Consider the following 23242-nt stretch of genomic DNA (forward strand, 5'->3'; position numbering starts at 1 on the left):
AAAGAACAGAGCGAAAAAGAACAGTTCCAGAAACACGCAGAATAAAGAAGGAGATGAACTATGAGCCGGAAAGAAGTCAGCATGATCGGGAATCTGACCCGGGACATGATGAGGGATGTGATGGAGACATCCTTAAAGAAGCCGATCCAGACGGGAGAGTTCCGGAAAAATCCGGTGGAACCGGCCTGGAGATGTCCGGGTGACTATATTTATGAACTGGTTCCCACAGGGAAATTTGTGATGGAATATTTAAAGCCGAAGCAGGCGGTCACAGGCCGTGTGGTCTTACAGCTCCACGGCGGCGGCTATATTGGTCCGATGAAAAACATTTATCGCCGGTTTGCGGTAAAATACTCGGAACTGGGTCTCGGTGCGGATGTCCTGACACCGGACTACCGCGTCGCGCCGGAACATCCGTTCCCTGCGGCGCTTGAGGACACTGTTTGCGCCTACAAATGGCTTTTAAACGAGAAGAAATACGCCCCGGAACAGATCGTCATCGCGGGAGACTCCGCGGGCGGCGGACTTGCCCTGGCGCTCTGCCTCTACGCGAAGGACCACGCCCTGCCGCTCCCTGCGGGCATCATCACCATGTCCCCGTGGACGGATGTGACCCTCAGCGGAGCGTCCTATGAGGAGAATTACACGATCGATCCCCTGTTCGGAAATTCGAAGGAAAACATGCTCTACCAGTGCAGCTATATCGGGAACGCGGACAAGAAAGACCCTTATCTTTCCCCACTTTTCGGAAACTTCGAGGGATTCCCGCCGATGCTGATGCAGGTCGGCGCCTACGAGGTCCTCTTAGATGACACGAGGGCCGCCGCAAAGAAGGCGAGGGAAGAGGGCGTAAAGGTCCGCTGCTCCGTCTATGACGGAATGTTCCACGTCTTCCAGATGGGCCTCGACCTGATCCCGGAGAGCCGCGAAGCCTGGGAAGAAGTCGGAGAATACCTGCGCATCGTCTACCACATCCGCCGCGACCAGGAGGGAAAGGTCGTAAAAAAGGTGAAGACGAGGCGAAGAGACACCGAAGAGCGGGCGAAACTGAATCTTCTGGCATTTTTAAAACGGGAGCTGAAAAGCAAATGATTATTAAAAAGCCTTCTTTCTTAAGTTTTCATGAAGCCGTGCTTTTTCCAGCCCTTAGCGCTTGCGTTATCCTGAAAACCCCTGTATAATGACTTTAGCTGATAAAAACCCATAAAGGAGTGGATTTCAAATGAAATTAAAGAAAGTTATGCTCATGGCAGCTCTCGCTGCAGCAATTGGCAGTGTAAATATGGTGACTGCTCTTGCGGATGAGAACGAGACAGAGACAAAGTACGGTTGGGAAGGCAGCGGAAATACCTGGCGCTACTATGATTCCAACGGAAACTTAAAGAGCGGCTGGATCAAGGCTGAAGATGGTGATGGACGCGGAAATGATGTGTGGTATTATATCGATCCGTCCACAAACCTTATGATCTATAATACAACAAGAACCATCGACGGCGTATCCTACACATTCAGCGATGACGGAAGCTGGGTTGCTCCGGTTCAGACAGCACCGAAGGGACACGTTACAGGCGGAAGATACTACAACACATGGTCTAACCTCTGCATCCCGCAGATCATTGGAACAACAGAGTCTGATTTCGAGGCAGCTGACCAGTACACAGGCGGCGAGTATGCGGCAATCGGAAGACCGTCCCTGACACATGATCTCTATATGAGTACAGACTTCGGTGATGTGGAAGTCTACTATCTTAATATGAAGGACAAGCAGGATATGGATGCCCAGACATTCGCAAATACTCTTGCAGGAATCGAGAAAGGTCAGAAAGGTCAGGCTACAACAGCTGAGACTGTGACGATCGCAAACCAGCAGTACTCCAAGGTAACAGTAAGCGGAAAGAAGACATCAAGAACGTACTACTGCCGCAAGCAGGACGGCTATATGGTAGTTGTCCAGACAACTGGAAGAACCAAAGATGTAGCTTCTCTCAACAGCATCGTTATGAGTATGACAACAGCACAGTAATTAAATAAGACGTGACATTTGCCCCCGGCCCCGATGGCTCTGGGGGCTTTTTAATATTGTTTTTGAGAAAACGAAAGTCTTAAATAAAGCATGCCGCATAAAATATTCAGAATGGGATCTGTCTTTCAGAAACGGCATGGAAAAATGCGGGACAGACAGAATATAGAATGGATGTGGCGCGGCAGAGATGGAAGATCAGAAGGCGGAAAATCTATTGAATCTGGCACTTTCTGTCCCTGAGGAGACGAGGGAGCGGACAGAAGAGCTGAACGTGGGATATGACAGGGTGGAGCGGACATGGGAGATCATCGTGAAATACCATGGGAACCTGGAGAGCACTTTGAATGAGCAGTTTCCGGGTGTCTCCGGAACATACCTTTTAAGCAGCTTTGCGATCCTGCGTGTCCCGGAGCGGGATGTCCCGGGGGTGATCGCACTTCCTGAAATTGAATACGCGGAAAAACCAAAGAGGCTGTTTTTTGCCCTGAACCGGGCGAGGGCGGCCTCCTGTTTTCTTCCGGTGCAGACAGGGACCGATGGGCTTACGGGAAAAGGTGTCCTGGTGGCGGTGATCGACTCGGGAATCGACATCTTTCATGAAGACTTCCGGAATGAGGACGGAACCACGAGAATCCTGTATTTGGATGACCAGATCAGTGGGAAAACATATGAAAGGCGGGAGATCAATGAGATCCTGCGGGGAGAGAATAAATCCGGCGGAACAGGCGGTCTTTCCCTGGATACCAGCGGCCATGGCACGGCGGTGGCGGGGATCGCGGCTGGAAACGGGAGAACAAGCGGCGGACTGTACCGCGGGGCGGCCTATGAGAGTGAACTTATCATTGTCCGTCTCGGAATCCCGGATTCAGTTGGATTTCCGAGAACCACGGAACTCATGCGGGGGATGGATCTCGCGGTGCGGAAAGCTCTGGAACTGGGACGCCCCATGGCAGTGAATCTGAGCTTTGGAAATACATATGGATCCCACGACGGCGGCGGACTTTTAGAGCGGTACCTCGATTCTCTTGCACAGATGGGGCAGTTTGTCTTCGTCACAGGATCGGGAAATGAGGGGGACTCCGGGGGACATGCGAGACCTGTGATCGAACCCGGGAAGATCACGGAGATCCGACTCTCTGTTGGGACATACGAGACGGGATTCGGCATGCAGATTTGGAAAAACTATGAGGACGGGATGCGGATCTTTCTGAGGGATCCCTTTGGCGGTGCGGAGATCGAGCTTGTCCCGGTGAGGGGAACGGACCGGATCCGGGTCGGAGAGACGGAACTTTTGATCTATTACGGGGAACCGTCCCCTTTTAATGCGGCCCAGGAGATCTATATTGAGTTTGTGCCGGAAAGAACTTATGTGGAGAGCGGGATCTGGACATTCCGATTCCTCGGAACAGGGGATGAGGAGACGGCAGCGGATCTCTGGCTTCCCTCCGCGGCGGCAGTCGGGCGGGACACGGAATTTTTGGAATCGTCGCCGGATACGACCCTGACGATTCCCTCCACGGCGTTCCGACCGGTGACGGTGGGCGCCTATGACAGCGGGACCGGAATCTATGCCCCGTTTTCTGGCCGCGGGGACACCAGGGTCTATCGCGCCCAGAAGCCGGACCTCGCCGCCCCAGGGGTGGGAATCATGGCCCCGGACCGGGACGGCGGCTATTCCCCTGTCACCGGAACATCCTTCGCGGCGCCCTTTGTCACCGGGGCCGCGGCGCTTCTCATGGAGTGGGGGATCGTCAGGGAGAATGATCCGTATCTTTATGGGGAGAAGGTGAAGGCGTACTTAAGAAAAGGAGCGAGAAGACTTCCTTCTGAGCTGGCCTATCCGAATCCGAGGCTGGGATATGGAGCGCTCTGCGTGGCGGACAGTCTGCCGAAATAATTTGTAAATTTTCTTGAAAATTTCTAATAACAGATATATTATAGAAACGTATACAAAATAGAACTCGGATTTTTAAGAGATGAGGCATAAATACTTTTAAATCTTAATGGAAATCTGAATTCAAATGAGGGATGCCGGGGATCATTGCGGAGAATCATCCCAGAAAAATTTCCGACAATACAGAAAAATTGAATCATGAGGAGGAAAAAGCTATGGAAGCGTTGTTTCAGGCCGTAAATGTCATATGCGGAAAGATCCAGATCGTCTCGAACCTGTTCTGGGATTTCCCGACGAACTTTGACTGGTACGCGAATATCCCGATCCTCGGAAACTTCAGTCTGGCGATCATCCTTTTAGTGGGAACAGGAATCTATTTTACATTCAGACTCCGGTTTATCCAGGTGCGGAAATTCCGCCACGGACTCCATGTCCTGATGAGACAGAAGAGCAGCGGCACAGGAATCTCATCCCTGGCGTCATTCCTCCTGTCGACGGCCATGCGTGTCGGCCCCGGAAATATCTTAGGCGTCACCGGCGCGATCTCCACCGGCGGTCCGGGCGCCCTGCTCTGGATGTGGATCTCCGCCTTCTTTGGTATGTCCACAGCTTTCGTTGAGGCGACACTCTCCCAGATCTTTAAGGAGAGAAAAGATGATGAGTATGTGGGCGGCCTGCCGTATTACGGAAGAAGACTCTTAAAGAATGCGGCATGGGCAGGAGCGGCGCTCAGTGTCCTCTACATTATCTATGCGTTCCTCTGCTTCCCGGCCCAGGGCTTCAACACGATCTCCGCGGTGGGAGCGATCGCGGGCGTATTTACGGGAACCGTCATCGAGACAAACTCCGCCCTGTACTGGATCTCCTTCGCGGTCCTCATCGCGGCGACGGCGGTCATCAGCTTTGGTGGAATCAAGAAGGTGACAAAGGTTACAGACCTCTTAGTTCCTGTGATGGCAGTGATCTATATCCTGACAGTCATTCTTCTCATCGTATTTAATATCCCGAGAATCCCGTGGTTCTTCGGAGCAGTATTCTCCGAGGCTTTCCGGCCGGAAGCAGTCTTCGGCGGTGCCTTCGGTATCGCGCTGAGCCAGGGAATCAAGAGAGGCCTTATGTCAAATGAGGCTGGACAGGGAACGATCACCATGCCGGCAGCGGCGGCGGACGCAAAGCATCCCTGTGACCAGGGCTGTGTCCAGGCGCTTGGCGTTTTCTTAGATACCATCGTGATCTGCACCCTGACAGGATTCGTCGTTGTCATGGGAAGAGTGTGGCTCACGGAGGACAGCGCAGCATGGTTTGAACTCGGAAAACTTGACAGGTTCTTAGCATCCTGCGGAGCGCTCACCGGGAACGGAACGATCTATCACCTCGTGACGATGCTCGTCAGCGTCTGCTTCGGTCTGTTCGCGTTTACCTGCCTTGTGGGATTCATGTCCTTCACGGAAATGTGCGCGAACCGGATCTCCACGAGACCTGCCTTTATTAACACGATCCGCGTGCTCTGCCTGGTAGTCATCTCCTTCGGCGTTATCACGAACATTGCGGGCATGGACTTAAGTGCCCTGTGGGATCTCAGCGATTTCGCGAATATCCTCATGGTATACTGCAACCTGCCATTACAGTACATAGGCTTTAAGTATGTGCTCCGGGCATGGGAACACTTCGAAAAGAACGATGGAACCGCATTCACATCAAAGATCGCCGGAATCGATGTTACGGTGTGGGATGAGCGGGCAAAGATGAAATAAGAGAAAAAAGATGCCGCCCGGTGGATTCAGAAAGAAACGCAGGGCGGCATTACTATGCGGATAATAACAGAACCAAAGTACAGGAAGCAGGGCAGTTAAAAGACCTGCGGGAAGCTTCCATATTATATTAAGTAGAAACGGATTCCGGACAGTGGAAAAAGAGGCTGCCGGATCAGCCGTCAGCCTTCTCCCAGAAATCCCTGAGCGCAAAGCGGCAGACGCTTTCCACGAAGGTCTTCGCGTCATATTCATCCGCCAGCTCTAAATAAGATCTTAGCGTCGTCAGATAAAAGCTTGACATAAACGAAACATAGAGTGGGAGCGGGATCTTTAACCGAACGCCCTGGTTCTCGCCCTGCCAGCCGCTCTCCGTGAGGATCTTCGCCAGGTCTCCCTGGATCGTGAACATCAGGGAGCCGTTTTTGTTCGTCTGGTAGATCCGGCGGTAGAGAGTGATATTCTCATCCACCTGAGCGATCAGATATTCTAAAAACTGACGCAGGGAATCGGTGCTTTTAAAGTAGATCAGATCCTCCACCGGGCGGAGTCCCTCAATGTACATGTTCACGCAGTAGTGCAGAAGATCATATTTGTCCTCAAAATACCGGTAGAACGTGGACCGGGAGATCATGGAGACCCGGCAGAGATCAGTGAGGGAGATCTTCTCAAAAGGCATTTCCGCCAGAAGGTCCAGGAGCGCCTTCATCAAAAGCAGGTAGGTCCTGCGGACAGAAACATGTTCTTCCTGGATCGGTAATTTTATCATAAACTACAAAACTCCTCTATCCATTCCAAATTGGACAAAAAGTGATAATTTGTCTCATTTGGTACACTTTTCAAAAATTGGTTCTTGAGTATTTTAGCATAAACATAGATAATATTGCAAGTGAAAAGGAAAGAAAAAAGCGGAGGCGATCATATGATCCGAAGAAGAGAAGTACGAAGAATGGCAGCGATCCTCTGCATGATCACGGGAATGACAGCAGTTCCCGCATATGCGGCAGCTCCGGAGCCATTCGGAGCGGTACCGGGATGGAATCAGATCTCGGGAAAGTGGTACTACCTTATGGAAAACGGTGCCTGGAGCACAGATTTTATAGAAGATGAGAATACATGCTACACGTTTACAAAGGACGGGACGCTGTCCTATGCGCGGAAAACCCCGAATACGCAGGGCGGCGCGTATCCTGTATACGTGCTGGATCAGAAGGAACAGGAACTCTTTGATGATATGAATGATGAGAAGAGCGACCTGTTTTTTGACACTTATCCGGAGGCGGAGGATGATTACGACAACGGGGATGTGGAGTTTTACGATGGACGCGCCACATTTGTCCTCGACATGGATCTCTGCGATATCGCAAAGGCAAGACTTTCTTCCGCTATGGAAAAGGGATATTCCAAGAGCAAAAATACGATCCCGGGAGAGGGAACCGTAAGCGATTACGTAAAGACAGCATTTCCGGAGCGAAAGAGTGCCACATTTTTTGAGATGTACCTCTGGGGCCCTGAGGAGACATACGATCCGTATGATTCTGTTATGATCCGGATGCAGGAAAAATTCGACCGGAAGGACGATAAAAAATATTCCCTGGAATACTACCGTAGAATGGGAATTGCCCATGAAAACCAGAATGGAAAGGACTATTACATGGTGGTTCTGGAACGGTAGGAATGTGGACGGTGACGGAAAATGACCTGTGTGGGTACTGAACAGTTACGGACAGGGAATATAAGGAGAGAAGACATGGGAGAGAAAATAAAAAACATGTTCCGCGGGCATAAAGAAAAGAAAAAGAACCAGAACGGCGGCTTTTCCTACATGCTCGCGTCATTTATCATCCATAAACGCGGCTGGATCGAGTCGGTCTTCGTGATCGGCTGCCTGCTCTCGCTTTTGACGATGAACTTTGTAAATGTAAACTATGACCTGACGAAATATCTTCCGGAAACGGCGGAATCCGCTATCGGACTTGACGTTATGCGTGATAAGTTCGGTTATCCCGGAACGGCGCGGGTCATGGTGAAGGACGTCTCGCTGTACGAGGCGAAGCAATATAAAGATGAGATCGCCGATATCGATGGCGTGGACCAGGTCTTATGGTGCGACAGCACGGTAAATATCTATGCCGGTGAAGACTTCATTGATGAGAGTGAGATCAAGGATTATTACAAAGACCGGAATGCGGTCTACGATATCACATTTGTGGAGGAGAGTGATTCCACCCGAACCTCCACTGCCATCGACGAGATCAAGGATCTCTTAGGGGACAAAGGATGCTACGTCGGCATGGCGGTCCAGAACAAATCCATGACAGAGTCCATGGCAAGCGAGATGAGCAAGATCCTCGTTGTGGCGGTGATCATGATCTTCGCTGTGCTTTCCGTGACGACAACGGCATGGACGGAACCGATATTATTCCTGTTGGTTATGGGCGTCGCTGTCCTGCTTAATAAGGGAACGAACATCTTTATCGGAACCGTCTCGTTCCTGACGGAAAACGTGTCGATCATCCTGCAGCTGGCAACATCCATGGACTACTCGATCTTCCTGCTTGACGCGTTCATGAACTACAGAAAGCAGGGAATGAACGAGGAGGACGCGATCATCAACGCCGTTCAGGAGGCGATCAATTCCATCTTCGCCAGCAGCCTGACGACAGTCGTCGGCTTCTTGGCCCTTGTGACGATGAAGTTCTCCATCGGATTTGACTTGGGTCTTGTCCTGGCGAAAGGTATCGTATTCAGCTTGCTGACAGTCGTCTTCTTCATGCCGGCGATGATCCTGAAGTTCGCGAAGCTCAATGAGAAGACAAAGCACCGTTCCTTTATGCCGGATTTCCACGGACTTGGAAAAGCGATCTACCGGATCCGTCCCATCGTGTTCGCGGTGATCGTCCTCGTGACACCGCTTGCATACACGGCCCAGGGCCTGAACGATTTCCTTTACGGAAACGACTCCATGGGTGCCTCGGAGGGAACACAGGTTTATGAAGATGACCAGCAGATCACGAAGATCTTCGGCCGAAGCAACATGCTGCTCGCCCTCTATCCGAACACATCGGAGGTCAATGAGCGGGCCATGGCGAAGGAGATCAAGGATCTATCCTATGTAAAGAACGTTACAGCTTTAGCGGATACGTTGCCGGAGGGGATCCCGGAAGAGTTTCTCCCGAAGTCCACGGTGGAGCTCTTACATAAAGACGGCTATTGCCGGATGCTGATCTACACGAGAACGAAGACCGAGAGTGCCGAGGCATTCAAGGACTCCGACGCGATCCAGGAGATCGTAAAGAAGTATTACCCGGAAGGAAGCTATCTCGTCGGTGAGACTCCGTCCACCCAGGATATCAAGTCCTTCATCGTAAAGGACTATGAGAATGTAAATGTTCTGTCCCTGGCGGGCGTATTCCTCGTCGTCATGATGAGCTTCAAGTCGGCTGTCATGCCGATCCTCGTCATCATTCCCATCGAGGTGGCGATCTTCATCAACATGGCGATGCCGTATTTCCAGGGTGTCGAGATGGTGTACATGGGTTATATCATCGTCAGCAGTATCCAGCTGGGTGCCACGGTCGATTACTCGATCCTGCTTGCAAACAACTACCTGGCGAAGAGAAAGACGCTGCCGAAGAAAAAGGCATGTGTGGAGGCCATCGCAGCGTCCTGTTCCTCGATTTTTACTTCCGGATCCATCATCACGCTGGCCGGATATATCGTGTATATGATCTCGTCCACAACGGCCATCGCGGACCTGGGACACCTGATCGGACGAGGCGGACTGTTCAGCCTTGTGCTGGTACTGACGGTGCTTCCGCTGCTGTTAACATTATTTGACAATTTTATCGTCGGCGAGAAACCGGCGGCAGCTCTTGCGAGACGCCTGCACCGCCGTGTGAAGAACCAGAGAGAGAAGAGACGTTCCGGAAAGAACGGGGACGAGACAGAAGAGAGTACAGATGAAGGCGGAGATCCCTACGAGGACGATGAGAACGAGGCGGCGGCCAGCAGGGAATCGGAGCCGGAATTGACAGATAGAGAAGAAATGGAGGAGAACGGTGATGAGACAGAAAAATAGAAGGATCATGGCAGCGGGCATGGCGGCTGTCACACTCTGCACCAGCCTTGTTTCTGCGCCGGTCTATGCGGCAGAGGCGTCTGTGAGCGTCGATGAAGCGATGTACGTGAACCTGGATTACTATGGTTCCGTTGATAAGGTGAATGTCGTGAAGGGTGTGAGCTTAAATGGTCTCACAAGCTTTACGGATTATGGAAATTATCTTGATGTGACAAATATGACCAACAACACAGCTCCGGAGATCAGTGACGGAAAGGTCACATGGAATCTCCCGGCGGACACCAAGGGATATTTCTACTATAAGGGAGCGATCGATAAGGACGCGGTGACACTTCCGTGGACCATGGATGTGTCCTACAAATTAAACGGCGTCCCGACGGACGCTGAGAAGCTTGCGGGTGCTTCCGGTCTGGTGGAGGTACATGTGACAGCGACACCGAATGAGGCGGCGAGAGATTACTATAAGAACAATATGATGTTAGTGGTAGCGATGCTTGTTGATATGAGCAAGTGCTACAGTGTGGAAGCGGAAGATTCCCAGACCCAGAGCCTCGGTTCCCAGACCGCGATCATGTACACGGCGCTTCCGGGCGAGGAGGGCGATTACACGATCCGCATTGGCAGCGACAAGTTTGAGACCTCCGGTGTCATCATGGCGATGGTTCCGGGAACGGTGAAAGACTTAGAGCACATCGTTGACCTGAAGGACGCCAAGGACACCTGGAAGGATGCCGGTGACCAGTTATACGACAGCATGGACCAGATGGCGGCTTCCGTCGAGGCCATGAGAAGCGGCGTCAACGAGCTGCGCCAGGGCTTAAATGAGGCGGAGAGCGCGAGAGGCGTCATCAGCGGTTCCAAGGACGAGATCCTGGACAGCAATGACCAGACACTGGCTTCCCTGACGGCGCTCTCCGAGCAGCTTGGAACCATCGTTCCGTATATCCAGACTGCAAAGGATGCCTCCGAGGTTGCCCACAACAGCATGACAGACGTTGTCAACACACTCGGAAACATGCAGGAGCCGATCCGCAGACTGGACACGAGCTTACGGGGCTTAAGGGATAGCTCTGAGGGCGCGTCCGGCAGTATTGGAAACGTAGTCGCTTCCGTTCAGCTGATCAAAAAGCTTGACACACAGCTTCAGCAGAGCGTTCTGGAGTTTATCAAAAACCTGGCTTCTGCCCAGGAGTCCATGCAGGACGCGATCGCAGATTACTGCAACGGTGAGGCAGGGGATGAAGATACCCAGGCACTGGCAGCGGCAGCAGCGGGAGCAGACACCTCCGCCGGACATGCGGGAATGCTGAATGCCCAGGAACTTATCGGAATCTTAAAGCAGAAGGAGAAAGCGCTCCGCCAGGTGGCTTCCTCCAGCAATGCCCTTGTGGCAGATACAGCAGATATGCTCGACGATGTATCCAATACATCAAAATACCTGGCACAGACCACAGACCAGATGGACTATCTGATCGAGGATGTGAAGGCGTTAAAGGATTCCCTGGATGTGTATTACCCGGATCTCCAGTCAGCCCTGGATGATTCCGGGGAGCTCGTAAACCGAACCACGGATGCCCTTAATAAGAGCACGGATTCCCTGACTCTGGTACAGAATACCGTCCGTGCCAGCGCGGACAGCCTTGACGCGGCGGCGAAGGACTCCATCAAGGGAAGTTTGAATGTCCTCGACAAGAGTTTAAGCGTCCTCGACAGCACCAGCTCCATGAGAAAGGCCGGCCGGACTATGAAGGACACCATGGACAATGAGTGGAACGACATGGAGGACGACAACAATTTCTTAAATATGGATCCAAACGCGGAGAAGGTTTCCTTCACTTCCGATGAGAACGCGGAGCCGAACACCCTGCAGATCATCATGAGAACCGAGGAGATCAGCGTGGACGATGACGCGGAGCTTCTCGATGCGGAGACAGCGAAGGCGGATGTGAACCCGCTTGAGAGAATGTGGAACATGCTGGTCCAGATGGTCAGGGCGATCATTGAGATCTTTAAGAACAGATAATGAAAGAATATCTGATGGATTTGTGCAGGAGGATGTACGGCAGAATTGTTCTGCGTGGACGTTTTTCTGCACAAACTGGTATATGAGGGGATAAAGAGAAGCGAGTGGAAGAACTTCTTACGGGAAGGAGAAGACATGAAAAAATTTGGAAAGAAGATTGCGGGATTTCTGCTGGCGGCGGTTCTGGCAGTGACTGCGGCGTTTCCGGCTTTTGCAGCCAGCAAGACAGCGGTCGGAAAGATATACCTGACCATCGACAGCACTGTGGGACTTAAAAATGACTCTGAGGACGTCACAGTGACGCCCTACGGGGATAATACAGATCTTTACTATGTAGATAACATTTATATCGAAAATAACGACGGAAACGGCTATACGGAGTCCAATCCACCGAAGATCACGGTGACGCTGGAGGTAGCGGACGAGGATAATTATTATTTCTCCGGGACAGCCTCAAAGGACTTCCGCCTGACACTGTCCGATTCCGCAAAAAACGGATACGGAAAAGCGGAGTACGTGAAGGCGGTAAAGAAAAATGACAGAAGTACCGTCGAGCTGACGTTCCGCCTGACATTCGATAAGAAAACCACCGCATCCACCACAAGTACCGTCAAGGCGCCCACAGGTGTGGCCTGGTCTCCGAACGCCTACGGAACGGGAACATGGTCAGCGGTCAGCGGGGCGAAATATTACCAGCTCCGCCTCTTAAAGGACGGCAGTCTCACGGGGGACGAGTTTACGATCTACGGAACGAAGTACGATTTTTCGAGACTGATGGGAACCTCTGGATCCTACAGCTTTGAGGTCCGCTCCGTGAAGTCCACAAACAACACGAAGAGCGCCTGGGTCCGCTCAGGGGAGATCGGATCCTACGCCGCAGGCTCCTGGAAGCAGAGCGCTGACGGCAGATGGTGGTGGGACTACGGTGATGGCACATGGGCGGCGGCAGAGTGGCTCTACATCAGCGGAAAGTGGTACTATTTCCGGGAGGACGGATATATGGCCACAGGATGGATCACCCTGTACAACAAGTCCTACTATCTGGATCCGGTGAGCGGGGCCATGTATAAGAGCGGGAGGACGCCGGACGGGCTCTATGTGAATGAGAGCGGCGTGTATGTGCCGGGGATGTAAGACCAAAATCGGGATGATCCGTTCAGGGCATATAAAAGCTGAAGGTACTGATATGAAATTGTCATCAGGAGATAACAGAGGTCGAAAATCCGGTCTCAGCGGTCAAACCTGCGGATTTAACATCACAGACGCGTAGAATATTCCGTCTTTCCACCTAAATCTCGCGTCCCCGCTGTACCGCTCTGCGATCATGCGGATAGACTCCGTTCCAATGCCGTAGCCGGAGTGCTTTGTGGAAAGCAGCTTATCTCCGGACCAGTTCGGACTTCCGGAGCTGGTGTTGTCGGCGGTGATGGAGAGCATGGAGGAGCCGGTCTGGACTACATGGAGTCGGATGAAAGACTGGATCTCCGCATCGGTATCCGCGCAGGCGTCCACTGCGTTTTCCAGTAAATTTCCGACTAGAACACAGAATTCCGTTTCCGGGATCACCGGCGGGTCAGCCATCTGGATGGTGACCTGCATGGAGATCCCGTTTTTTTCTGCCTTTTCCGCGTAGAAGGAGAGGATCGCGTTGACTGCGTAGTTTTTGCAGTAGGTGCGGACCTCCTGAATCGGGAACATGTTTTCGTAATCGTTCAGATAATTTTTCAGGGAGGCGAGATCCCCGCGGTCGGCGCAGTCCCTGATGACGGCCAGATGCTGGCGGAAATCGTGCCTTGCCCGGCGGTTGTCCTGGATCCTGGCGGTGAGAAGGCTGTATTGGTCTGACTGGATCTCCAGGAGCTTTTCCATGGTCTCCGATTTTGCCGCGGCTTCTGCCTGGTCCTTAAAGAAGCGCAGGAGCATGATCAGCGTGTGGCTGATGAGGAACATGCAGACGAGCAGCAGGACTCTGGCGAAAAGGTCTGCCTGATCAAAATTCCCATCCCGGATATTGCCGGTGAGAAGGAAGATGATCATCGTGGCGGAAAATGGAAGAAGCCATGCGGTTTTCCAGATTGCAGGCGCCTGGATCGCGGAGAGACTGTCGATGATCTCTGTGAGCCGCTTTATCATAAACCGGGTGGTGAGGAGCACCAGGAGTAACGTAGTGACGCCGGACTGCCAGGTGTAGAATCCGCAGTGCAGAAACTGTCTGCAGATAAAAAAGGAGGAGGCGCGGATAACCATGAGGTAGTCAAGGACAAAGGTGTACTGGAATGTGACGATTCCGATGTTTGCCTGAACCAGATGGTAGAGAAAAAATCCCAGAATGGGAATCGCAAGATACTGTACAGATACGGCTGGAAACCCCGCATGGACCAGTATCGCGAAGACTGCCAGATATATGATCTCCGCAAGGGCAGAGAGCAGGATCGTTATTTTTCCCGGATAACGCAGATTCGTGTGAAACGGAAGATACGCGAACATGTGGAACGGATAAGTGCTGAAAAATTCATTAATAAGCAGTTCCGCCATACTGACCTCCCCGGACTTTCGAATAGGAATACTCAAGAAATTGCTCCCGCACATTCCGGTATTTCAGACGGCTGATAGGGATCTGGATCCCGCTTTTTAAGAGAAAACGGTCTTCTAAAAGCTTATCCACGTCCTCAAAGTTTACGAGGATCCCCTTGATGCAGTCGCAGAACCACGGATACTGGAGCAGAAGGGCGGAGAAATCCTTCTGGCTCATGGAGACTTCCATATCCTGCCCGTTCTTAAGGTGTATGAGAACCTGCCGTCTGACATACTCGGTGTAGGAGATATCGTGGACCGGGAGAACTGTCTTTCCAAAATGTGTTGCAACCTCCACCGCCCTGGTGCGTTCAGCATCCTGGAGCCCGCACCGGTCGAGGGCAGCGAACACACCGTTCTTTTCAATAGGTTTCAGGAGATAGAAGGATGCGCTCACGTCGTAGCTCTCCACGGCAAATTCAGGGGAGGTGGTGATAAAGATGATCCTGCAGCCATGATCCGCCCGCCGGATCCGCTTCGCCGTCTCCATCCCGGTGATGCCATCCATGTAGATATCAAGGAAGATGAGATCATACTTTCCGGCCGTAAACGCGCCCAAAAACTCTTCCCCGCTGGAAAAACGGTCCATTGCCCCCCACTGAAGCCTATGCTGTTCCGCATATGTATCAATAAATCCGACAAGCCGGTCAGAATCCGTCTTTCGGTCATCGACGATCGCTATGTTCATGTTCGGTCGCTCCTTTGATGTTAAACTGTTAAAGCTATTTTAACATGTTTTTGGGGAAATGTGTGGAAGAATGAAACTTTTCTTCCATTTTCCGCCAAATAATGATATGATGGATACCGGCAGCATAAAGCGCAAAGGAAAAATGCCGCTGTTTTGGCATTTTATGGCGGCGGAAAAGACAGAAAATTGGATGCTGCATAGAAAGGTGAGCACGACAATGAATTTTATTGTACCAGCCGGTTATACTCCGGATATTGACTTAAAAGAGACCCAGATCGCCATCAAGGTCGTGAAGGATTTCTTCCAGAAGGAACTTACAAAACAGTTAAATCTGACCCGAGTTTCCGCTCCGTTATTTGTAACGCCGGAATCCGGATTAAATGATAACTTGAACGGTGTGGAGCGCCCGGTTGCCTTCGATATTAAGGAAGGCGGAAGAAAGGCAGAGATTGTCCACTCCCTGGCAAAATGGAAACGTTACGCGTTGAAACAGTACGGCTTCCAGCCGGGTGAAGGTTTATACACCGATATGAACGCCATCCGCCGCGATGAGGACACCGATAACATCCACTCCATCTATGTGGACCAGTGGGACTGGGAAAAGGTGATCACGAAGGAGGAGAGAACCCGCGGGACACTGGAAGAGACTGTCCGTGCCGTATATAAGGCATTAAAGATCACAGAGGACTATATGGCATACGAGTACGACTATATCGGCCGTGTTCTCCCGGAGCACATCGAGTTTATCACATCCCAGGAGCTTGAGGACCTCTACCCGGATCTCACCCCGAAGCAGAGAGAGTATGAGATCGTGAAGCTTCACGGCGCTGTGTTTATCGAGCAGATCGGCGGAAAGTTAAAATCCGGAGAGCCGCACGATGGACGTGCTCCGGACTATGATGACTGGAAATTAAACGGCGATATTATCGTCTACTATCCGGTTCTCGACATTGCCCTTGAGTTAAGCTCCATGGGTATCCGTGTGGACGAGATCTCCCTGCACGAGCAGTTAAAGGCGGCAGGCTGTGAGGAGCGCGAGAAGCTTGCATTCCAGAAGGCATTGTTAAACGGAGAGCTTCCATACACCATCGGCGGAGGTATCGGACAGTCCCGTATCTGTATGTTCTTCTTAAGAAAAGCCCATATCGGTGAGATCCAGTCTTCCTTGTGGCCGGATGAGGTCCGCGAGGAGGCGAATAAGGCGGGAATTCCGCTGCTGTAAGCAGCAGGCGGATGCGGATCTGCACAGACTTATTATGAGAACGACCCGGCGGCGCAAGCCTGACCGGTATTAAATATTCAGGAAAACAGTTACGGTCCACAAAGATGTGTGCGGTAACTTTTCCTGCTTATGGAGGTAAAAAAATGGCAAATGAACGTTTGAGGGAACTCAGGACCCTGATGAAAGTGAGAAATGTGGACGCGTACTATGTTCCGTCTTCTGATTTCCACGATTCTGAGTATGTGGAGGATTATTTCAAATGCCGCGCATTCCTGTCCGGCTTCACAGGTTCCGCGGGGACCATGGTGATCACCCAGGCTTTTTCCGGCATGTGGACAGACGGAAGATATTTTGTCCAGGCGAAGAAAGAGCTGGAAGGCCAGGACACACGTCTGATGGCGATGGGCGAGGAGGGCGTCCCGACCATTGAGGAATACCTGATGGACCATATGCCGGAAGGCGGCGTTTTAGGCTTTGACGGCCGCGTGGTAAATGCTGCCCAGGGAAGAAAATTTGAGACCATGATGGCAGAGAAACATGCCACACTTTCCGTCGGCGATGACCTTGCGGGTGAGGTCTGGGAAGAACGCCCGATCCTTCCGGCACCGGAGGTGTGGGTCCTCGACGTGAAGTACGCAGGCGAGACCGTTGCGGAGAAGCTTGCCCGCCTCAGAACCGCGATGAAGAAGGAACACGCGACCGTGCACATCCTGTCAAGCCTTGACGATGTGGCATGGCTCTTTAATATCCGCAAAAATTCCGACGACGGAAATGTACTGGCACCGGCATTCACCCTGATCACAGAGGATGAGGCGAGACTTTTTATTAACAGCCGCAAATTCTCCCCGGAGCTCCGCGCTTATTTTGAGGAGAATCATGTCGCCATCGAAAAATACGACGCGATCTACGACGCGGTGGCAGGGATCAGAAACGAGACGGTCCTCTTAGAGCCGGGTAAGGTAAACTTTGCCCTCTATAAGAAAATCGATGCCTCCAACCGCATTGTGGAGGCTATGAACCCGACTTCCCGGATGAAGGCAGTGAAGAACCCGGTGGAGATGGAAAACCTTCGCAAAGCTCATTTAAAGGACGGCGTGGCGTTGACGAAATTCCTGTACTGGATGAAGAAGAACGCGGGAAAAGTGGAACTCACAGAGACAGAAGCCGCAGAGCGCCTGGAGGATTACCGCAAGGCCCAGGAAGGTTACCTCGGACCGAGCTTCACGACGATCTCCGCATTCGGCTCCAACGCGGCGATGTGCCACTACCATGCGACAAAGGAGCAGGAGAGCCCGGTGGGAACAGATGGCTTCTATCTGGTAGACTCTGGCGGACAGTACTATGAGGGAACCACGGACGTCACAAGAACCATCGCGGTCGGTCATGTGACAGACGAGATGAAGGAACACTTTACACTTGTCATGATGGGAATGCTCCGCCTGATGAACGCGAAATTTTTATACGGCTGCCGGGGTCTCAATGTGGATTACCTTGCGAGAGGACCGCTCTGGGAGCGGGGGTTCGACTTCAACCACGGTACCGGACATGGCGTTGGCTTCTTATCCGCTGTCCATGAGCGACCGAACGGCATCCGCTGGCGCATCGTTCCGGAGCGTCAGGATTCCTGCGTTTTGGAGGAGGGCATGCTGACATCCGACGAGCCGGGTCTTTACATCGAAGGCAGCCACGGAATCCGTACTGAGAACCTGTCCCTCTGCAGAAAGGCGGAGAAGAATGAGTACGGTCAGTTCATGTGCTTCGAGAACATGACATTCGCGCCCATCGATCTCGATGCGGTGGATATTTCCGTGATGGAGCCGTCTGATGTGAGAATGCTGAACGCGTACCATAAAGAAGTCTGCGAGAAGCTTTCCCCGTATATGACTGAGGAAGAGAACGAGTGGTTAAAAGAAGCGACAAGACCGATTGGAGAGGATTACACATGGCGGATTTAGAGAAAAACATTCTGGTGGTGATCCCGGTAAACGAGGCTCATAAAAAGTTCCTTGAAGAAAAAGCTGCCTCAGGTGACAAGAACTGCTGCATCCGATATGTGAGCGGCGAGGAAGTCACAAAGGAGGACGCGGAACGGGCAAATGTTATCATCGGAAACGTAGATCCATCCCTGCTCTCCGGCACGAAGAACCTGGAGCTGCTCCAGTTAAATTCTGCTGGGGCAGATCTCTATATCAAGGCCGGTGTGATGCCGGAGGGAGCAGTGCTCGCAAACGCCACAGGTGCTTACGGACTCGCGGTCTCCGAGCATATGCTGGGTCTTACGTTCGACCTGATCAGACGTTTAAACCAGTATCATGCCAATCAGGCAGAGCATGTATGGAAAGCCATGGGAAATATCATTTCCGTGGAAGGTTCCACGATCCTTGTCCTGGGTCTGGGCGATATCGGCGGGGATTACGCGAGAAAGGTCCACGCGCTGGGCGCCCATGTGATCGGTGTCCGCCGTACGAACCGGAATAAGCCGGATTACCTGGATGAGCAGCACACGATGGATGATCTGGATACGCTCTTAGGCAGGGCAGATATTGTTGCCATGGTCCTTCCGGGCGGAAGCACTACGAACCACATCATGGATGAGAGAAGACTCCGCCTGATGAAAAAGGGCGCATACCTCATCAATGTGGGTCGCGGAAACGCCATCGATCCGGATGGACTTTATAAAGTTTTAAAAGATGGACATCTCGGCGGCTGTGGTCTCGATGTTACGGAGCCGGAACCGCTTCCGGCGGACAGCCCGTTGTGGGAGCTTGAGAACCTTGTGATCACGCCTCATGTGGCAGGTAATTTTTTCCTCCCGGAGACATTTGAGCGGATCATCCGGATCGCGGGAGAAAATCTCGCGGCCTGGGCGAACGGAACGCCGTACCGGAATGTGGTGGATTTTACGACGGGATATAGAAAGCAATAGTCAGATAAAAAGTAAAGACAGCTGTTCTTTTGTGTGCTTATATGGCGGGTAAAGAGGACGGCTGTTTTTGCTGTCATGCATTCGAAAGAGGCAGGAGGTAGAGGTCTCCTGTGAATATGAAAGTTAGAAAAACAGCAAAAACAGCAACAAAAAATGCAGGACAGCCGTAAAAACTATCCTGCACAGGTTTGAAGTTATTATATTTTAGAAGCTCGTCTCGTATTTTTTCTTCTTTTCCGCCTCCGGTGCATAAGCAATCGGGTAGATGACGGATGCCATGAGGAGCGCGCCGACCACATCGATCACGGAGTGCTGCTTTAAGAACATTGTTGCCAGGCAGATCAGAACCATCAGAACGCCGGATGCCCCGATGATCATCGGATGTTTCTTTAATTCTTCGCTGTGGCAGACCGCGATGTGGACACCGACGGAGTTGTATACATGGATGCTCGGGAAGACGTTGATGCACGGATCAATGCTCCAGAGTCTCGATACCAGGTAGCAGAAAATATTTTTATCCGGATCGATCGCTGGACGGAAGTCCGTTCCGTTCGGGAACAGGGTGCAGACGAGAAGACTGATCGTCATTCCTGTGAAAAGGAAGGTGCAGAGCCTGTAATAGTCATCACGATTCCGAAAGAAGAAAAATGCGATGGTGGCTGCTACATATAAAAACCACATCAGATAAGGTACGATAAAGATCTCTTCGAAAGGAATCATATCATCGAGTGCCGTGTGCATGACGTGGTAAGGTTTGTTGATGTTTTCCTGAAGTCTTGCAAACCAGGGGATATAGATGAATGCATAGGACAGCATCCATACATGCCCATATTTTCTTATCAGCTTTTTCAAAAGGATGACCTCCTTTACTTTCGGAACAGGCATCATATTTATAGGCCTGCTCTGTAATACTTTTGTCATATTTCTCTTGCGTTGCCAAATTATAACACTTTAAAAGTGGGGTTTCAACCCCCATTGGTAAATTTTTATCGAAAAGTAAGGAACACTTTAGAAATGTAAGAGGGCGGTAAGACTTTTGACATTGTTTCGGCTTTATGGTATGTTAAAGGAAGAAAATATATTCGGATTTTCAAACCTGGAGGGAGGAAATTCATGGAAAATAAAGAACTGGTAAGGGAAGCTCTGGAAGCAAGAAAACAGTCCTACTGCCCATATTCCAGCTTTGCGGTGGGAGCAGCGCTTCTATGCGGGGACGGAACGATTTTTCGCGGCTGCAATATCGAAAACGCGGCGTATCCGGCGACAAACTGTGCGGAGCGGACGGCGATGTTTAAGGCTGTCAGCGAGGGAAATATGGACTTTCGGGCGATCGCCATCGTGGGCGGTCCGAAGGGAAAAGAACCGAAAGATTTCTGCGCACCCTGCGGCGTCTGCCGCCAGGTGATGGCAGAGTTTTGTGACCCGGAGACCTTTCGGATCGTCCTTATGAATGGAGACGGGGAGATCCGGGATTACCTCCTGAAAGAGCTGCTACCGTTAGGCTTTACGGGGAAAGCACTGGAAAAATAGAAGGCACACTGGAAAGGATGTAAGAGAAAATATGACATACAGAGATATATTGAAGAAAGTTGATCATACACTGTTAAAACAGCCGTCCACCTGGGAACAGATCAGGGAGATCTGCGATGACGCGGTAAAATATGGAACCGCATCCGTCTGCATCCCGCCGTCCTACGTAAAGCAGGCGGCAGAATATCTGGATGGGAAGATGCCCGTCTGTACCGTCATCGGATTCCCGAACGGGTACAACACGACGTCTGTGAAAGTCTTTGAGACGAAAGAGGCGTTAAAAGACGGAGCGGAAGAGGTTGACATGGTGATCAACATCGGCTGGGTCAGGATGGGACAGTACGATAAGGTCCTGGCGGAGATCAATGCCTTAAAAGAGGCCTGCGGAGATCACATTTTAAAGGTCATCATCGAGACCTGCCTTCTCACGGATGAGGAGAAGATAAAGATGTGCGAGATCGTATCCGCCTCTGGAGCGGACTTTATCAAGACATCTACAGGATTTTCCGCCGCAGGAGCGACAAAGCCGGATGTGGCGCTCATGAAGGCTCACATGGCCGCAGAAAAGAAGATCAAGGCGGCCGGCGGTATCGCAGACTTTTGCGACGCGGCGGAGTTTGTCCGCCTGGGGGCTGACCGCCTCGGAACAAGCAGACTTGTAGAACAGGCAAAGAAAGGGGTAGATTTAGATGCCGAAATATAATCGGATCTTTACGATCGTAATTGATTCTCTCGGAACCGGGGCAATGCCGGATTCCGAAAAATTTGGTGATGTGGGCGTGGACACCCTGGGACACATCGCGGAACACATGAAGGGGTTTCATATCCCGAATCTCCAGAAGCTTGGAATCGCAAACTTAAGACCATTAAAGGGGGTTGCCCCGGTGGAAAAGCCGACGGGCCGCTTCACAAAGTTCTCCGAGGCCAGCAACGGCAAGGACACCATGACCGGACACTGGGAGATGATGGGGATCTACACGACGAAACCGTTCAAGACCTTCACAGATCACGGTTTCCCGGAGGAGCTGATCGACGAGCTGGAAAAACGCACCGGTCACAAAGTAATAGGAAATAAGAGCGCCAGCGGAACCGCGATCCTGGACGAACTGGGAGAGGAAGAGATCGCTACCGGTCACATGATCGTGTACACATCTGCCGATTCCGTCCTTCAGATCTGCGGAAATGAGGAGACATTCGGACTTGACGAGCTGTACCGCTGCTGTGAGATCGCCAGGGAGATCACGATGAAGGAAGAGTGGCGTGTGGGTCGCGTCATCGCGAGACCTTATGTCGGAAAGAAGAAAGGCGAATTTGTCCGCACCAGCAACCGCCACGATTATGCGTTAAAGCCGACAGGAACGACGGCGCTCGATATCTTAAAGGACAATGGATACGATGTGATCTCCGTCGGAAAGATCCGTGATATCTTCGACGGACAGGGCATCACGGAGGCATTCCGCTCCAAGAGCTCCGTCCACGGAATGGAACAGACCATCGAGATCTGCAAGGATAAGGATTTTAAGGGACTCTGCTTTGTGAATCTCGTGGATTTCGATGCCCTGTGGGGCCACAGGAGAAATCCGGTGGGTTATGGGGAAGAACTGGAACGCTTTGATGTGAAGCTTGGAGAACTCCTTGAAAACCTCCGGGAAGGTGATCTTTTGATGATAACGGCGGATCACGGAAATGATCCGACTTACACGGGAACAGACCATACGAGAGAAAAAGTTCCATTTATTGCCTATTCCCCATCTATGAAAGAGAAGGGAATGTTTGAGGAACAGAAGACCTTTGGTGTCATCGGCGCGACGGTGCTCGATAACTTCGGGCTTAAAAAAGCGGAGAATATGATCGGGGAGTCGATCTTAAAAGAATTAGAATGATCGGGATCTGCCTGAGATCTGCGTGGATCCGATAGTTTCGTGGAACAGGTAAAATAGAATAAAAAAGGAAGATCCGCATCCCCGGTATCCGGGAAATGTAGATCTTCCTTTTATGTTCAGACAGAAGTGCGAGACTTATTCTGCGCCGAGTTTCGTTTTTACATCCTCGATGGACATGTTCTTCTCTTTTACGATCGCGTATAATTCAGCCATTTCTTTGGCCTCGATCTGTTTTTCAATGTCCTTTTTCTGAGTTCTTAATGCTTTTAATTTCTGCTCTGTCTCTTCGATAGAAGCAAGGACCTCATTTAAAAGATCCTGCGGAGCAACGTCAGTCTTCTTTCTTCCTCTTGGCATAATTACAATCCCTCCTGTGCAGGTTCATATTATTGGAATCCGCGAATCGGATTCTTATACACTATACTATAAACAAGATGTATTGGGAATGCAAGAGAAAAATAGGAGATGTCAGTCTTTTTTTTAAATCGTGTAGATAGAACAGGAAAAATCCATTACAAAAAATTTCAAAAAACTGTTGACAATTTCGAAAAAATAGGTTAAACTGTCAAAGCAATCGTGCTTGACGGAAACGTCAGACAGAAGCAATGGGGTCTTAGCTCAGCTGGGAGAGCATCTGCCTTACAAGC

The 23242-nt window shown here is 51.3% G+C and carries 19 protein-coding genes; 14 read left to right on the forward strand and 5 right to left on the reverse strand.

Translation table 11 applies throughout. From position 1 onward, the window contains the following. The first annotated feature begins 60 nt into the window (after positions 1–60). The 4 genes from DW826_RS13595 to DW826_RS13610 all read left to right on the forward strand — a co-directional run bounded on the left by DW826_RS13595 (position 61) and on the right by DW826_RS13610 (position 5671). A complete protein-coding gene (locus DW826_RS13595) occupies positions 61–1092 on the forward strand; it encodes an alpha/beta hydrolase (protein WP_117553012.1) in 1032 nt (343 codons plus the stop codon). Positions 1093–1222: 130 nt separating this feature from the next. Further along, positions 1223–2023, forward strand: a complete 801-nt coding sequence (locus tag DW826_RS13600; RefSeq protein WP_117553013.1) for a hypothetical protein — start codon at positions 1223–1225, stop codon at positions 2021–2023. Positions 2024–2210: 187 nt separating this feature from the next. Beyond that, positions 2211–3920, forward strand: a complete 1710-nt coding sequence (locus tag DW826_RS13605) for a S8 family peptidase (RefSeq protein ID WP_117553014.1) — start codon at positions 2211–2213, stop codon at positions 3918–3920. A gap of 212 nt (positions 3921–4132) precedes the next feature. Next, complete coding sequence (locus tag DW826_RS13610; protein ID WP_165859970.1) at positions 4133–5671, forward strand: amino acid carrier protein; 1539 nt, start codon at positions 4133–4135, stop codon at positions 5669–5671. Between the two features lie 172 nt (positions 5672–5843). Here the strand turns inward: DW826_RS13610 and DW826_RS13615 are convergent, their stop codons facing one another. Beyond that, positions 5844–6437, reverse strand: coding sequence for a TetR family transcriptional regulator (locus DW826_RS13615; protein WP_117484129.1), 594 nt, complete (start codon positions 6435–6437; stop codon positions 5844–5846). Between the two features lie 153 nt (positions 6438–6590). Here DW826_RS13615 and DW826_RS13620 point away from each other — a divergent pair, with 153 nt between their 5' ends. The 4 genes from DW826_RS13620 to DW826_RS13635 all read left to right on the forward strand — a co-directional run bounded on the left by DW826_RS13620 (position 6591) and on the right by DW826_RS13635 (position 12906). Beyond that, positions 6591–7343, forward strand: a complete 753-nt coding sequence (locus DW826_RS13620; RefSeq protein WP_117553015.1) for a hypothetical protein — start codon at positions 6591–6593, stop codon at positions 7341–7343. Between the two features lie 75 nt (positions 7344–7418). Beyond that, positions 7419–9749 carry an efflux RND transporter permease subunit gene (locus DW826_RS13625; protein ID WP_015554682.1) on the forward strand — a complete coding sequence of 777 codons (2331 nt, stop codon included), beginning with the start codon at positions 7419–7421 and terminating at the stop codon, positions 9747–9749. Beyond that, the gene (locus tag DW826_RS13630) at positions 9733–11772 is read left to right on the forward strand and encodes a hypothetical protein (RefSeq protein ID WP_117469725.1); all 2040 of its coding nucleotides are present in this window, start codon (positions 9733–9735) and stop codon (positions 11770–11772) included. Before DW826_RS13625 ends, DW826_RS13630 begins: the two co-directional genes overlap by 17 nt. A gap of 135 nt (positions 11773–11907) precedes the next feature. Further along, on the forward strand, positions 11908–12906 hold the full coding sequence (locus DW826_RS13635) for a hypothetical protein (protein ID WP_117553020.1): 999 nt from the start codon (positions 11908–11910) through the stop codon (positions 12904–12906). A 102-nt stretch (positions 12907–13008) separates the two neighbouring features. On the opposite strand, the gene DW826_RS13640 is transcribed toward DW826_RS13635, so the two are convergent. Together DW826_RS13640 and DW826_RS13645 are read right to left on the reverse strand one after the other, a co-directional pair. Further along, positions 13009–14307, reverse strand: coding sequence for an ATP-binding protein (locus DW826_RS13640; RefSeq protein WP_181968076.1), 1299 nt, complete (start codon positions 14305–14307; stop codon positions 13009–13011). Continuing rightward, positions 14288–15034 (reverse strand): LytTR family DNA-binding domain-containing protein, encoded by a 747-nt coding sequence (locus DW826_RS13645; protein ID WP_015554680.1) that lies wholly within the window; start codon positions 15032–15034, stop codon positions 14288–14290. Before DW826_RS13645 ends, DW826_RS13640 begins: the two co-directional genes overlap by 20 nt. Positions 15035–15251: 217 nt before the next feature. Here DW826_RS13645 and asnA point away from each other — a divergent pair, with 217 nt between their 5' ends. From asnA to DW826_RS13660, 3 genes are all read left to right on the forward strand, one after another. Then, a complete protein-coding gene (gene asnA / locus DW826_RS13650; protein ID WP_117553021.1) occupies positions 15252–16256 on the forward strand; it encodes an aspartate--ammonia ligase in 1005 nt (334 codons plus the stop codon). 143 nt (positions 16257–16399) lie between these two features. Continuing rightward, positions 16400–18211: an aminopeptidase P family protein gene (locus DW826_RS13655; RefSeq protein ID WP_117469723.1), complete on the forward strand. Its 1812-nt coding sequence runs from the start codon at positions 16400–16402 to the stop codon at positions 18209–18211. Further along, the gene (locus DW826_RS13660; protein ID WP_117553016.1) at positions 18199–19182 is read left to right on the forward strand and encodes a D-2-hydroxyacid dehydrogenase; all 984 of its coding nucleotides are present in this window, start codon (positions 18199–18201) and stop codon (positions 19180–19182) included. Before DW826_RS13655 ends, DW826_RS13660 begins: the two co-directional genes overlap by 13 nt. A gap of 204 nt (positions 19183–19386) precedes the next feature. Here DW826_RS13660 and DW826_RS13665 read toward each other — a convergent pair whose 3' ends face one another. Next, on the reverse strand, positions 19387–20034 hold the full coding sequence (locus DW826_RS13665; RefSeq protein ID WP_343220643.1) for a phosphatase PAP2 family protein: 648 nt from the start codon (positions 20032–20034) through the stop codon (positions 19387–19389). 261 nt (positions 20035–20295) lie between these two features. Between DW826_RS13665 and cdd the strand changes: the two genes are divergently transcribed. From cdd to DW826_RS13680, 3 genes are read left to right on the forward strand one after another with little or no spacing between them, the layout of a single operon-like run. Further along, positions 20296–20712 (forward strand): cytidine deaminase, encoded by a 417-nt coding sequence (gene cdd / locus DW826_RS13670; RefSeq protein ID WP_117513390.1) that lies wholly within the window; start codon positions 20296–20298, stop codon positions 20710–20712. A gap of 31 nt (positions 20713–20743) precedes the next feature. Beyond that, positions 20744–21415 (forward strand): deoxyribose-phosphate aldolase, encoded by a 672-nt coding sequence (gene deoC, locus DW826_RS13675; protein WP_117553018.1) that lies wholly within the window; start codon positions 20744–20746, stop codon positions 21413–21415. Further along, the gene (locus DW826_RS13680) at positions 21402–22595 is read left to right on the forward strand and encodes a phosphopentomutase (RefSeq protein ID WP_117553019.1); all 1194 of its coding nucleotides are present in this window, start codon (positions 21402–21404) and stop codon (positions 22593–22595) included. The genes deoC and DW826_RS13680 overlap by 14 nt, the downstream gene beginning before the upstream one ends. A gap of 135 nt (positions 22596–22730) precedes the next feature. Here the strand turns inward: DW826_RS13680 and DW826_RS13685 are convergent, their stop codons facing one another. After that, the gene (locus DW826_RS13685) at positions 22731–22952 is read right to left on the reverse strand and encodes a hypothetical protein (RefSeq protein WP_015554672.1); all 222 of its coding nucleotides are present in this window, start codon (positions 22950–22952) and stop codon (positions 22731–22733) included. Between the last annotated feature and the right edge of the window lie 290 nt (positions 22953–23242).

The sequence above is a fragment of the Clostridium sp. AM34-11AC genome (assembly GCF_003435375.1).
GTDB lineage: Bacteria > Bacillota > Clostridia > Lachnospirales > Lachnospiraceae > Pilosibacter > Pilosibacter fragilis.